A 13,624-nucleotide genomic window follows, 5' to 3' on the forward strand; every position below is an offset into this window, starting at 1 on the left:
CAAGCTCGCCACAGCCATACCAACTCTGCGAAGACGGCGACTGAGCACCTCACGATGGTTCGGCTCTGCGGCGGCGTCGGTAGGCGCGGGCCTTGTGCAAAGACCCGCACGCCGCCATCGAGCACCAGCGTCCAGTGTGGCTACGCGAGATGTCGTAGAACAACCACCTGCATTCGGGATTGGCGCATGCCTTCAGCCTCGACCAGGTGCCCGCGATGATCGCCTCGTGTACGGCCGCGACGACCTCGCCGGCAACGTGGTGCGCTTGCAGTTCCGCACTCAGATCCGTCACGTCGTGGTCCAACCGGACGACCTGCGGGTGCGCGGCGGCGATCCGGTTGAACTCGGCCACGGTCTCATGCCGCGGAGGTTGCCGCTCGGTGTTGGCGGTCGCCAGATCTCGGACGGTGGTTCGCAGCCGGAGTAGTTCGTCGAGCCGGTCGGTCGGCCACGCCCCGTCGGCCAGCTCGTCGTGGCCGCCGTAGCGGTCCTCGGTGTTGGCCAGGCTCCGTACGAGCTCAAGCCGCCCCGGAGCGGGATGTGATGGATCAATCGCCAATGAACACCTTCGCAGCACAACCGGCGTCAGGCCGGCCGCCCGTCACCATCGTTTTCCCGAAGATGGTAACGTACCCGAGTATGGCAGGACTTCCTGACATCACCTCCGCACCCTTGACCCAGGACACGTGGACCGACTTCGAGCAGGTCATGGGGGCGAACGGAGGCGCGAGGGGCTGCTGGTGCATGCACTGGCGCATGTCGTTCGCGGAGTGGGAGAAGGGCCGAGGGGACGGCAACCGATCCCACCTGCACGAACGCGCCCTCACCGATCCGCCGCCCGGCCTCGTGTGCTACCTCGACGACGAACCAGTCGGCTGGGTCGCCGTCGGCGACCGTTCGGAGTATCCGCGCATGCAGCGATCCCCGGTGATGCGCCCGGTCGACGACACCACCGCCTGGGTGATCAGCTGCCTGTACGTCTCCGCACCCCACCGCGGGGCACGGCTGCAGACACCCATGATCCACGCGGCCTGCGACTTCGCGACCGGCCACGGCATCAGCGCTGTGGACGCCTATCCCGTCGACCCGCCCAAGGGCAAACGCGCCGGCGCGGACAACGCCATGACCGGCATCGCCTCGGCCTTCCGCGCCGCAGGCTTCAAAGAACTGGCCCGCCCAAAACCCGACCGCCCCGTAATGCGCCGCAAGCTAACCACCACCACGTGACTGACATCCACACGCCGGAATAGCCTCAGTGCGGGATGCCGTCGACCAGCTCCCCAGCATCCCCCGGTCCGCTGTCCCGCACTCCTGGGAATGCACGAACGCCCCGAGCGCATCTTCCCGCGCCGTTGTGCCTCACGATCTCGCCAATTCAAACTGAGGCCCAGGTCTCGCCGAGCCGCGGCTTTCAGTGCCGCAAACTGCGGCACTTCGATGGCGAGCGCGTTGACTGGCCCGGTGGATTCCTCCACCGACTATCGTTGCCTAGCGGAACGCCACTAAAGAATGGGCTGCACGCCACGGCCGCGTTGCTCGCCGTACGTGGCTGGCACGTGCGTCGCCGAGCGGTACCACCGGCGCCGGACTCCAGAACTTGAACGTGTCGTCGGCTCCGCCTTGAGACAGCAGTGCAGCTCACTCCGACCCGTCTGCGCCGCACTTGCCCGACCCCTTCTCGGCGACCAGTTCGTCGTAGCCCCTGGTTCCAACGCATCGACCTGCACTTGTGATTTCTCATAGCTCGCCTAGATCCACGCGTGTGGCGATGTCCGAAGTCGCGTGCACAGATCTCCGTACTCACTCACGTGCCTCCTGCACGGCACCGATCGGCGTGGGCAGGCTCAGGAGCTAAGCCTTACTTTGGCAGGTTGTTGGGGGTTGACGGTGGTGTGCATTCGTTGCAGACGTACACGGGTGAGCTGTCTGGGAGTCGTCCGATGAGATGCGTGGGGACGGGCCAGCGTTTGTCGCACGATGCGCAGGCGAGACCGCGCCGTTGGGCGCGGTTGAGGCCGGTCGGGTCGAACGTGATGTCGTCGGAGCTCACGGCGCTCGCCGTTCGCCATGGCCCAGGCTCAAGGCCGGTTGGTTGTTGCTAGGGAGCCCCTTCCGTTTGCTGCTGACGCGTTCGATGGTGGATTGAGGCATAGGAGCAAGTCCGGACCGCCCTGAATGCATGGCGGCCCTTTTCGGTTGGGCGGCGGTTGTGGAGCTGCCGCGCGTGGCGAGAACGGGAGTTTGCCTGCGTTCTATCTGCTCCTAGTCGACTTGTGTGGGCACGCTTTTGCGGCTGGTGGTGTTTCCAAAGGGATCGGTGGCTCGGATGGTGTAGGTGTGGGTGCTGCCGGGAGTGAGTCCGGTGTCGGTGTAGGTCATGGGTTGCAGGTCCCAGAATTTGGATGCCGATTGGGCGGTGTGGATGACGGTGGTGCCATCGCGGATGACCTCGTATTTGAGGGTTTTGTTATCGCGGGCCACACCCTCTACGTCGCCATCGAAACCATCGCCGTCACTGGCCGTCGGGGGTGGCGTGGATGTCGCGGACGATGGCTTGGGTGCCGTCGGGGCCTTCGACGGTGGGGTTCCAGGGCAGCGGCTGGCCGGTGGTGGCGTTGAACGCGGCCAGGTTGTGGCGGGGCAGCTCGGCTGGGTCGCCGGGGTCGGCGCCGGGCGGGCGGATGGTGTTGAACTCACCGCCGACGTAGACGGTGTCGCCGATGATCCGGATGGCCCATACGGTGCCGTCGGTCTGCCAGGTCGGCAACGGGTCGGCGGTGACCGTACGAGGCTCGCCCGCTGGCGGCGCGGTATCGGCTGCCGCGATCGGCACCAGGGTCAGCACAGCCGAAATGATCAGCGTGATCAGGCCCACGACGCCGTGCGTGGCGCGCTGGCGGGTACCCCCGAGTACGCGCGTGATGCTTCTGGCCGCCTGTCATCCGGTCTCCGCTGCGGTTTGGCCGTCGTGTACGTGCACCGAGTGGTTGCGGTGTCAGTCGGCTTGGATGGGGGTGCTTTGGGCTGACCAGAATCGGTTGCCGAAGGGGTCGATGGCGCGGATGGAGTAGGTGTGGGTGCTGCCGGGTGCCAGGCCGGTGTCGGTGAACGTCATCGGCTGCAGGTCCCAGAATTTGGATGCGGCCGAGGTGGTGTGGACGACGGTGGTGGCGTCGCGGACGACCTCGTATTTGAGGGTCTTGTTGTCGCGGTCCCAGGTTTGTTTCCAGTCGATTTTGATGGTTCCGGTGCTGCCGTTGGGTTTGGTGACCTGCGGCGCGGGGGTGGGCTGAGGTCTGTTGACGTCGGTTCCGGTGGTCATGGAGGCGAAGCGCGTCAGTCCCTGTTGGGGTTTGTTGTTGACGGTGGTGAATTCACCGCCGACCCATAGGTAGGCGCCGTTGTTGGCCAGTGCGCGGGGGCCTTGGTGACCGTTAACGGTGCCGTGGTTGGTGTTGGGGAACCAGTGCAGGATCGGTGGGGTTTCGCCGGTGGGTTTGGCGGGTTCGGCGAGTAGTCGTTGGGCGGGGAATCCGGTGAGTTCACCGAATCCGTCGGGTTGGGTGCTGCAGTTGTGGGCGTGTGAGCCGCTGTAGAGCACCCCGTCCAAGAGGGTGAGGGCCTGGGTGGCGCCTTTGCAGTTGTCGATCCAGCGCAGTTCACCGTCGTCGGGGTTGACGGCCAGGCGTCCGTCGAAGGTGCCGGCGCCTTCGGCTGCGGCGTAGATGGTGTCGTTGTCGGCGACCAGGTCGGTGACCACCGACCTGTAGGTGGCGTCTCGGTATTCGACGCCGGTGGCCCAGGGCGCGCTGGCTCCGGTGTCGGTGTAGACCGCGCCGAGTCCGTGCGGTGGGTTGCCGTTGAGGGTGTCGAAGTCCCCGCCTACCACGACGCGGCTGCGGTCGGGTGAGATGACCAGGGCGTGCACGCCCCGGTCGGCGGCGGGCGCCCACGCGGTCAGCGTGCCGTTGGCAGCGGTGGTGAAGGCGGCCAGGTGTTGCCGAGGCACACCGTCGGCGGTGGTGAAGTAGCCGCCGGCGTACACGGTGGTGTTGCTGACGGCCAAGGACTTGACGCGGCGGTTGAGGCTGCGGCCGAAACCGGTGAGGGTGCCGCCGGGCAGAGCGAACGAGGCGATCCGTTGGCGCGGCTGTCCGTTGATGGTCGTGAAGTCGCCGCCAACGAACAACGTGGTGCCGTCTGGTGAGGATCGGACCGCGTACACCGCATCACAACGCCACTGGTCACCGTCCAGATCGTCACAACCCACCTGGACATTAGGAGTGGTGAAGGTGGCCGCGTCGACGGTCGGGTTCCAGTCCAGGGGCTGGCCGGTGGCGGCGTTGAACGCAGCCAGATTGCGGCGCGGCACCTCGGCCGGATCGCCGGGGTTGGTGCCCGGCGGCCGGATGTGGTCGAAGTTGCCACCCACATAGACGGTGTCGCCGACCATCGCGATCGACCACACCACCCCATCGGTCTGCCAGGTCGGCAGTTCGTCGGCGGTGACAGTCCGCGGCTCGCCGGGCGGCGGCGCGGTGTCGGCCGAAGCGGCGCCAGGTATGCCGGCCGAGAACGCCAGGGCCAGGCATCCCAGCCCAGCCAGCAGGCGGCGATGAAGGCGGCACGCGTTACGGCGAGTGATCGAGGGAGCCGGTGTCATGTGGAACCTCTCCGTAATCGTTCTGCACTCGGCGGAGATCGTCACATCTTTCTCGGCTCCCAACAAGCCCACCCGAACGCTGTCATAGGCGACACTCACAAAGTGACAATGCCGCAGGCTGAGGGCCTTACGGACGAGGCTCAGCAGATTCCGGTTGTCCTGACGGCCGGATCCGGACGCGATCTCACCGGTGGCCTGCGGCGTCATCGGGCTGTAACCGGTCATGTCACGACTTGGGCTTGATCAACCTTCTAAGTGGCCGCATTGTGCAGTTTGTTCACTCCTCGTGAGTTGTGTGAGGCGCGTACGTCCCTTCGCCTCGTGCTCCCCAATGCTCAAGGAGATGCGGCGTGCTGCTGTCCCTCTCTGTCCGCCTGGTCACGTGTGAACGCACGCGTCCCGGAACTTCTTCTGAGTGCCAAACGCTCGCGTGTCGTGTTCCTGCGCCTCCAGGAGTTCCGCCGCTTTGGATTGCCGCAGACGGGAGGGCGTGGCGATGATGAACCGCAGACGGCTGGTATTCCGGATGGGACGTTCACTGCGCGGCGTGGCAGCAGGCATGAGCATGGTGCTGGCGGTCGGGCTGGCGTCGGCGCCACCGGCACAGGCCGAGCCGGTGAACTCCAGCCGTCCCAAGGTCAAGGACCACGAACGCACGGTCGACGGCCGAAATCTCAAGGTCCGGCCGCGTACCAGCGACCCGTCCGCCACATCACATCCCACAGCCCGGGCCACATGGCCGAAGCCAGGAAAGGCCCAGGCGGCCCTCCCGGCGGCCACCGGCCGCGCGCCGGCCAGCCTGGTGCGTGCGGGAGACCTGCCGATCTGGGTCGGGCCCCCAAGCGGCCAGCCCAAAGCAGCGCAACCCAAGACAGGGACGTCCAACAACGCCACGCCATCACCGGGCATGACCGGCGAGGCCAAGGTTGAGGTCCTGGACCGCAAGACTGCCCAGCGTGCGGGGATCGCCGGCATGGCCTTCGCGGTGACCCCTGCCGACAGCGCCAAGGCGGGCCGGGTCGCGGTCCGGCTGGACTACTCCGCCTTCGCCCAGGCGTTCGGTGGCTCCTACGGGTCACGGCTGCGGCTCGTCCAGCTACCCGCCTGCGCCCTGACCACCCCGACCAAGCCGCAATGCCGCACCAACACCCCGATCCCGACCGCCAACGACGGCGAGAAGCAGACCCTCACCGCCGACGTCGACACCACCCCACCCGCAGCGGCCGGTGGGCAGTCGTCCGAGGCCACACCCACCGTGCTGGCCGCTGCCGCGGCGCCGGAAGGGTCACAGGGTGACTTCAAGGCCACCACCCTGGAGGCCTCGGCGACCTGGAAGGTCTCCGGGAACACCGGTGACTTCACCTGGAACTACCCGATGCGGGTCCCGCCGGTGCCCGGAGGCCTGGCGCCGAAGGTGGAGTTGGGCTACTCGGCGCAAAGCGTCGACGGTCGCACCGGCAACACCAACAACCAACCCTCGTGGGCCGGTGAAGGCTTCGATCTGTCCCCGGGATTCATCGAGCGGCGCTACAAGTCGTGTGAAGACGATGGCGCCAAGAACGCCGAAGGCAAGATCCCCGGTGATCAGTGCTGGGGGTATGACAACGCCACGGTCACCTGGAACGGCAAGGGCGGCGAGCTGATCAAGGCCGCCAACGGCACCTGGCGGCTCAAGAACGACGACGGCACCCGCTTCAAGAAGATCGTGTCCCGGCCCGAAGGCGACGGCCAGTCCATCAACGGCGACAACGACGGCGAGTACTGGGAAGTCACCACCACCGACGGCACCCGCTACTACTTCGGCCGCAACCAACTGCCCGGCTATGGCTCTGGCGGCCCGCAGACCAACTCCGCCTGGACCGTCCCGGTCTTCGGCGACGACGCCGGCGGACCAGGAACTGACGACGACGAGCCGTGCCACAAGTCCAGCGGGTTCGCCGACTCATGGTGCCAGCAGGCGTGGCGGTGGAACCTGGACATGGTCGTCGACCCGAACGACAACGCCCTGTTCTATGTGTATGAGAAGGAAATCAACCACTACGGCCGCAACCTCAAGCCTGCCGACGCCACCCCCTACACCCGCGGCGGCTACCTGAAGTCCATCGACTACGGGGTCCGCGGCACCAACGTGTTCGCCAGCGCGGCGCCCGCCGTGGTGGAGTTCGCCACCGCCGAACGCTGCATCCCCAGCGCCGACTTCGACTGCGCCCCCGCCAAGATCTCCACCAACCCGGAGAAATGGCCGGACGTGCCATGGAACATGAACTGCGCAGCCGGCACCGAATGCACCGGCGACCACGGCTCCACCTCACCCACCTTCTGGTCCCGCAAGCGACTGACCAAGGTCACCACCCGCATCAACCGCGGTGCCGGCTGGGGCTACCGCAACGTCGACTCCTGGGCACTCGACCATGCCTGGGGCGCCGAAACCGACGAACGCGACCTGCTGGCCAAAGACATCGAGCACAAAGGCCTGGCCGGCCCCACCACCGCCGATGACATCGCGTTGCCGAAGGTCAGCTTCAAGCACGTGCCCCGGGCGAACCGCGTTGACCAGGCCAACGACGGCATCGCGCCCTACACCCGCTACCGCGTCAGCACGATCTACGACGAGTCCGGCGGCGAACTCAACATCAACTACACCGGGCAGGAATGCTCCCGCTCCGCACCGCCCACACCCCAGACCAACGGCAAACGCTGCTTCCCTTCGATCTGGCACCTGCCGGGACAGACCACGCCGTACCCCGACTGGTTCAACAAGTACGTCGTCACCTCCGTCGTGCAAAAGGACCGCACCGGCCACGCACCCGACATGGCCACCACCTACGAGTACATCGGCGACGCGGCCTGGCACTTCGACGACGACGACGGCCTGACCCGCGAGAAGTTCAAGACCTGGTCACAATGGCGCGGCTACGGCCACGTCCGTGTCAAAACCGGCAGCCTCAGCAGCCCCTCCACCCAAACCGACACTTATTACCTGCGCGGCATGCACGGCGACCGTGCCACGCCCACCGGCGGCACAAAGACCGTCAAGGTCTCCGACGGCGAGAACGCCGAGCCGCACACCGACTACGAGGGCCTAGACGGCTTCGAACTCAAGACCGTCAGCTACACCGCCTCCGGCGGGCCGGTGCACAACAAGACCGTCAACGTCCCCTGGCGCCACCAGACCGCCACCCGGACCCGCTCATGGGGCACCGTCACCGCCAACAACGTCCAGGTCGACAATTCCCGTACCTGGACCGCCATGGACGGCGGCACCTGGCGCCAGACCAAGATCACCAGCGACTACGAAACCGAATTCGAGAAAATCGGCCGCGTCACGCAGGTCTCCGACCTCGGCGACGTCACCGCCGACACCGACGACAAGTGCACTCGCACCGAGTACGCCGACAACGTCGAGAAATGGATGGTCGCGTACAAGTCTCGTGTCGAGACGGTCTCGGTCGCTTGTGCCGCCGATCCCGACCGGTCCAAGCACATCATCGGTGATGTGCGCACTTTCTACGACAACGGCGGCCACGGTAGCGCCCCGACCAAGGGTGATATCACCAGGACCGAGAAGATTGCCGAGTATGACGGCGGCGGCGCGAGGTACGTCACCGACAAGGTCACGGGCTATGACACTTTCGGTCGTCCGATCTCGGTGACCGATGCCCTTGGGCGGACGACCAGCACGCGCCACACCCAGACCAACGGGTTGACCACCAAGACCGTGGTCACCACGCCTCCTGCCACACCGGGCAATGCGGCCACGGCGCTGACCACCACGCAGGAGCTCGACCCGGCCTTTGGACAACCGACCGGCAAGATCGACGCCAACGGCCAGCGCTCCGACATCGTCTACGACGCGCTCGGGCGTGCACGGAAGGCATGGCTGCCCAACTGGCCCAAGAAGGACAACGCGACCCCGAGTCTGGAGTTCGGCTATCGGCTGACCGACGGGCAGATCGTCGCCGTCACGAGCAAGACCCTCACCAATACCGGTGGGCAGCGCACCTCGATCGAGTTGTTCGACGGGTGGCTACGGACTCGGCAGACCCAGGTTCCCGGCCCGGAAGGGCGGCTGATCGCCGACACCTTCTACGACACCCGGGGCAAGGTCGCCAAGAAGTACGACCTCTACTCGGCCACCGGTGCCCCGGAGCTGACGCTGTTCGGTGTCGATTCCCCCGGCAATGTCGAAACCCAGACGCACTACTCCTACGACGGGCTTGGTCGGCAGACCCTGGAACGTCTATTGATCGGCAACGGGTCAACCCAGGAGAAGTGGCGCACCACGACCAGCTACGGAGGGAACTGGAAAGCGACCGACCCACCGGACGGCGGCATCTCGACCGCTGAGATCACCGATGCCCGCGGACAGGTCATCGAACGCCGCCAGTACGTGGGCCAGGGGCCCTCTGGTTCCTACGACGCCACCACCTACACCTACGACCCCGGTGGACGGCCCGCCACGATCACCGACGCATCCGGAAACCGGTGGACCACCACCTATGACCTGCGCGGCCGTAAGGCTCGCACCACCGACCCCGACAAGGGCACCACCACCCTCACCTACGACGACGTTGACCGGCTCACCTCGACCACCGACGCCCGCGACAAGACGATCGTCCACGTCTACGACGGACTCGACCGCAAGACCGAAACCCGCGAAGGATCGGTGACCGGACCCCGGCTGGCGTCCTGGACCTATGACACCGCCACGCGGGGCAAAGGCCTGCCTGCCAGCTCCACCCGCCACAGTGCGGCTGGTGACTACACCTCCCAAGTCTCTGGCTACGACGTGCTGGGCCGCGCCGAGACAACGCTCGTCACCATCCCCACCTCCGAGGGGGCACTGGCGGGCAGCTACGCCTTCAGCCAGACCTACAACCTCGACGGCACCCCCAAGACACAGGGCCTGCCCGCCGCCGGTGGCCTGCCCGCCGAAACCCTCACCCGCACCTACGACAACCATCTGCGCCCCACCCGCCTGACCAGTGATCTCAGCGTGTACGTCGGCGCGACCGACTACACCCCCACCGGCAAGCAGAAGCTGGTCGAGCTCGGCGCCGGCGGCAAACGAGCCTGGAACACCCAGACCTGGGAGTACGGCACCCAACGCCTGGCCACCTCTCGCACCCACCGCGAAAGCATCACCGGCGACGACCGCAACGCCACCTACACCTACGACGATGCCGGCAACATCAAGTCGATCTCCGACGTATCCACCATCGGCACCGACAACCAGTGCTTCGCCTACGACTACCTGCGTCGGCTCACCGAGGCCTGGACCGAAGCCGACAACACCTGCTCGGCTACGCCCACCGCGCCCGCCGTCGGCGGACCCGTCCCATACTGGCAATCCTTCGCCTACGACAAGGCCAGCAACCGCACCAAGGAGATTCAGCACGGCACCGGTGGCCAAGGTGACACCACCCGCACCTACGCCTACGCCGGGCCAGGCAAGGGAAGCAGACTCAACGCGGTCACACAGACCGGAGCAGCTGGCAACCGCACCGACACCTTCGCCTACGACAACGTCGGCAACACCACGAACCGCACCCTCGGCACGACCAGCCAGACCCTCGACTGGGACGCCGAAGGCAAGCTGACCAAGGTCACCGAAGGCGGCAAGACCACCAGCTTTATCTATGACGCCGCTGGCAACCGCCTCATCCGCAAGGACTCAACCGGAGCCACCCTCTATCTCCCGGACACCGAGGTCCGTGTCACCACGGGAAACGCCGCAGCGGCCGGCACCCGCTACTACACCCACAACAACCAAACCGTCGCCATGCGCGACAGCACCGGCCTGCGCCACCTGACCGGCGACCACCAAGGCACCTCGCAGATCGCCGTCAATGCCACGGACCAGAAGACCATCACGCGCAGATTCCTGCCCTTCGGACGAGAACGTGGCGCCCTAGAGGAAGACACCTGGCCCGGTGAAAGAGGCTTCGTAGGGGGCACCAAGGACCCAACCGGGCTCACCCACCTCGGAGCCCGCGAATACGACCCAGAGACCGGTCGCTTCATATCTGTCGACCCGCTCTTCAACCTGGACCACCCGCAAAGCTGGAACGGATACTCCTACGCCAACAACACACCGGTGACCCAGAGCGATCCTGAAGGGCTCGACGGACCCCTGAGGGGCAACAGGGACTGCTACTACTCCGGAACCGGGTGCGAAAAGCCCAAACCCAACGGCGGCTGGGATGGGGACGAACTGGAATACCCAGAGACCTTTCCCGAACGCCCCGAAAATCAGGCGCGGCAAGACCAATACCGGCGCCGAATTGAGCAACTACGCGAGACCCCCATCGACCCAGGCACATCCGCAGGAGCTGTGACACTCCGGATGCGCATCCAGGCCGAACTGGCCTACTGCGCTGAATTCCCCGGCGACGCCCAGATCTGTGGCAACCGCGACGCAAGCGTCCATGAATCCCTGGACGCCATGGGCCTCGCCGGCCTGGATGCAGCCGACGCTGCCAACGCCATCCTCTATCTGAGCGAAGGGAAATGGAAAGACGCGCTCCTCTCCGGCCTGGCGGTCATACCCTTCCTCGGAGGCCTCGCCACGGCCAAACGGGCAAGCAAGGGCGCCCGCACCTGCAGCAGTTTCGTTCCCGGCACCGCGGTGCTGATGGCCAATGGCGAGCCCAAGGCCATCGAGGAAGTCGAGGTCGGAGACAAGGTCCTTGCAACCGACCCTGAAACAGGCAAGACCGAAACCAAGACCGTCCTAGCCACCATAACCAGCAAGGGCAAAAAGAACCTCGTCCAGATCAGCATCGACACCCACAACCAAAAATTCTGGACCGGCACGACAAACCAGGAACAAACCTCCGGCGCAAACTTCAAGATCCAGAAGTCCTCTCCAAAGACCGGCCTGGTCATAGCCACCGACACCCACCCCTTCTGGGTAGCCAGCGGAATCGACAAATGGATCAAGGCAATCGACCTCAAGCCCGGCATGTGGCTCCGCACCAGCGCCGGCACCTACGTCCAGGTCACCGCCACAAAATCGAGAACCACCCACGAGCAACGAGTCCACAACCTCACCATCGCCGACCACCACACCTACTATGTGCATGCTGGCGACACACCCGTCCTCGTCCACAACAGCAACGGCTGTTTCTCGACACACAACGAGAGGGCTGGTGATCTCGCTGATAGGTACACTGAGGGACAGTCGACTCGGGATCCATCGTCGCAGTGGTACCACGAGATGCTGAGCAACGAGGAGCTGTTGGCCTCGATCAACCAGGCCGCAGCCGGGGACGGAATTCTGGTCTCGCGCGGAGGGCAGATCCTGGGAGGCCATCACCGCTGGGATGAGCTCCAAAAAAGGATTCGCGACGGGCGAATCGATCCGGACGAGCCAATCCGTATCGAAGTCTACGGTGGGGATTAAAGTTCACGTGGCCATCATTCAGTCAACTGACTCTGACTTCCGCATTTGCCAGATCAGCTTCGACGTGCTCCTTGAGATTCAACTGGAGGCAGAGGATCGCGGTTGGGCTACTCGGTGGTCCTCTGTGCAGGCACTCCGCAGCCAGGTCAAGCAAGAAGTGGCCATCCTCCAATCGCTGATGCGAGAGGAGCGAGGGGGGATTGTGCGAGCCTACCGATGCCTCCTGCTGTTTTCTGTTGTAGGCGAGGGGCCCGCTGGCGGAGTTGCAACAATAGATCTTGAACCGGCTCGATTCAGATCACTGGAGCGACTCGATCGGGACCCTGAGGTAAGGACGGCGCTTGTCCGGCTATTCTCTCTTGCTCTGGGAGGGATTTCGACCGTAGCGAAGATGTAGAGGATCAAGGTCGCTTCTATGTTACGGTTCAGCCTAACTGGACACTTTCTCCAGGTCCCTAGTGTGCCTGAGTCGTTAACTTGATGGCAGTATGCGGCGAGGGTTTCGAGGATCTCGTCGGTGGTCTTGGTCCGCACGAATGGCCTGGGGGCCTTGTTCCACTTGTTGATCCGGGCGCGTACGTCCTTCTCCAGTTCTGCGACGCTGCGGTGTGCTGAGCGGCGGAGCTTGCGGGTAGTCAGTTCGGCGAACCAGCCCTCTACCAGGTTCAGCCATGAACTGCTGGTCGGGGTGAAATGCAGGTGGCACCAGGGGTGGCGGGAGGTGTCCTCGCCGGCGATGCCGGCCCTGCAGCCGAGGCCGCTCGCATCAGCCGGGCGACGCGGTGTCGGCCGCAACCCGTGCCTTCACGCTGCAGGACAGCGTGGATCCGCGGAGCGCCGTAGGTGCCACGCGATTCACGATGCGCCGTGATCTGCTCGATCGATCACGTTCAGGTCTAGATCCCGGTACATGCGCGGGCCGAGCACGCCAGCGTGGCAGGCGGCACGGGAGACCCCGCAGCAGCTCACACGCCCGTTTGACGTTGTGACCGCCCTGCTTTTCCGCCTCCCACCCCTTCCAGGTCTGGTGGTATGAAGCAGAGGAGATAGATAAGCCCAAGGGCGACCTTCCGCTCTTCCCTTCCAGCGTGGTCGTCGGCGCCCGGCATTCGAGTCCTTGGAAATGAGCCTTAAAAGGAACGGTGCCCTACCTTCCCCTCCTCTCCGAAGGAGAGTTTATGTATTTCTATGATGTCACGAAGGTGATCGATGTGCTGGATATAGAGAGAACCTCTGCGCGCACCTTTCCGTGCGGTAGATACATGCAGATAAATAAGCATGTATTTTCCGGGGAAAGGCTCGAAGGGGTGGAAATATTCAAGCTACCCCAAATGTGCATAGGGAAGGAAAATCTATGTCACCGATTCCTTTGTGAGGCCCCGCTGCGCGTAGCGTTCGCGCTCGCGCAGCAGCGCGGCGACCATCAAGTCCTGGGTCTGGGATTCGCTGGTCTGCTCGGTGTCTGGCGTGGGGTCCGGCTGAGGCGTCGGCTGGTCGGTCATGCTCGCTCTCGCAGGTGGATGGTGGTGACGTGCACGCCACCGCCGTGGGACTGC

7 protein-coding genes and 2 pseudogenes are annotated in these 13,624 nt (G+C 65.1%); 2 read left to right on the forward strand and 7 right to left on the reverse strand.

Annotated features, from left to right (window positions below):
• Positions 1 to 49: 49 nt before the first annotated feature.
• A complete protein-coding gene (locus tag ABD333_RS42890; RefSeq protein ID WP_344548415.1) occupies positions 50 to 559 on the reverse strand; it encodes a CGNR zinc finger domain-containing protein in 510 nt (169 codons plus the stop codon).
• 80 nt (positions 560 to 639) lie between these two features.
• On the opposite strand from ABD333_RS42890, the gene ABD333_RS42895 reads away from it, so the two are divergent.
• On the forward strand, positions 640 to 1,227 hold the full coding sequence (locus ABD333_RS42895) for a GNAT family N-acetyltransferase (RefSeq protein ID WP_344548416.1): 588 nt from the start codon (positions 640 to 642) through the stop codon (positions 1,225 to 1,227).
• Between the two features lie 1,035 nt (positions 1,228 to 2,262).
• Here the strand turns inward: ABD333_RS42895 and ABD333_RS42900 are convergent.
• From ABD333_RS42900 to ABD333_RS42910, 3 genes are all read right to left on the reverse strand, one after another.
• Complete coding sequence (locus ABD333_RS42900; protein ID WP_344548417.1) at positions 2,263 to 2,481, reverse strand: hypothetical protein; 219 nt, start codon at positions 2,479 to 2,481, stop codon at positions 2,263 to 2,265.
• A gap of 31 nt (positions 2,482 to 2,512) precedes the next feature.
• Complete coding sequence (locus ABD333_RS42905; protein ID WP_344548418.1) at positions 2,513 to 2,875, reverse strand: hypothetical protein; 363 nt, start codon at positions 2,873 to 2,875, stop codon at positions 2,513 to 2,515.
• Positions 2,876 to 2,995: 120 nt separating this feature from the next.
• The gene (locus ABD333_RS42910) at positions 2,996 to 4,663 is read right to left on the reverse strand and encodes a WD40 repeat domain-containing protein (RefSeq protein WP_344548420.1); all 1,668 of its coding nucleotides are present in this window, start codon (positions 4,661 to 4,663) and stop codon (positions 2,996 to 2,998) included.
• A 496-nt stretch (positions 4,664 to 5,159) separates the two neighbouring features.
• Between ABD333_RS42910 and ABD333_RS42915 the strand changes: the two genes are divergently transcribed.
• Positions 5,160 to 12,068: a polymorphic toxin-type HINT domain-containing protein gene (locus tag ABD333_RS42915; RefSeq protein WP_344548521.1), complete on the forward strand. Its 6,909-nt coding sequence runs from the start codon at positions 5,160 to 5,162 to the stop codon at positions 12,066 to 12,068.
• A 462-nt stretch (positions 12,069 to 12,530) separates the two neighbouring features.
• On the opposite strand, the pseudogene ABD333_RS42920 reads toward ABD333_RS42915, so the two are convergent.
• From ABD333_RS42920 to ABD333_RS42930, 3 genes and pseudogenes are all read right to left on the reverse strand, one after another.
• Positions 12,531 to 12,782 (reverse strand): annotated as a pseudogene (locus tag ABD333_RS42920) (IS630 family transposase); the annotation flags it as partial.
• Between the two features lie 47 nt (positions 12,783 to 12,829).
• A pseudogene (locus ABD333_RS42925) lies at positions 12,830 to 12,922 on the reverse strand (IS3 family transposase); the annotation flags it as partial.
• 498 nt (positions 12,923 to 13,420) lie between these two features.
• Entirely contained in the window at positions 13,421 to 13,570 is a 150-nt protein-coding gene (locus tag ABD333_RS42930; protein ID WP_344548421.1) for a hypothetical protein, read from the reverse strand.
• Positions 13,571 to 13,624: the final 54 nt, after the last annotated feature.

The organism is Actinomadura fulvescens (genome assembly GCF_039533225.1).
Taxonomy (GTDB): domain Bacteria; phylum Actinomycetota; class Actinomycetes; order Streptosporangiales; family Streptosporangiaceae; genus Spirillospora; species Spirillospora fulvescens.

Bases quoted from the DNA above. Each gene is read 5' to 3' on its own strand.
- ABD333_RS42895 (WP_344548416.1), top strand. From the start codon at position 640: ATGGCAGGACTTCCTGACATCACCTCCGCACCCTTGACCCAGGACACG.
- ABD333_RS42910 (WP_344548420.1), bottom strand. From the start codon at position 4,663: ATGACACCGGCTCCCTCGATCACTCGCCGTAACGCGTGCCGCCTTCAT.
- ABD333_RS42915 (WP_344548521.1), top strand. From the start codon at position 5,160: ATGATGAACCGCAGACGGCTGGTATTCCGGATGGGACGTTCACTGCGC.
- ABD333_RS42930 (WP_344548421.1), bottom strand. From the start codon at position 13,570: ATGACCGACCAGCCGACGCCTCAGCCGGACCCCACGCCAGACACCGAG.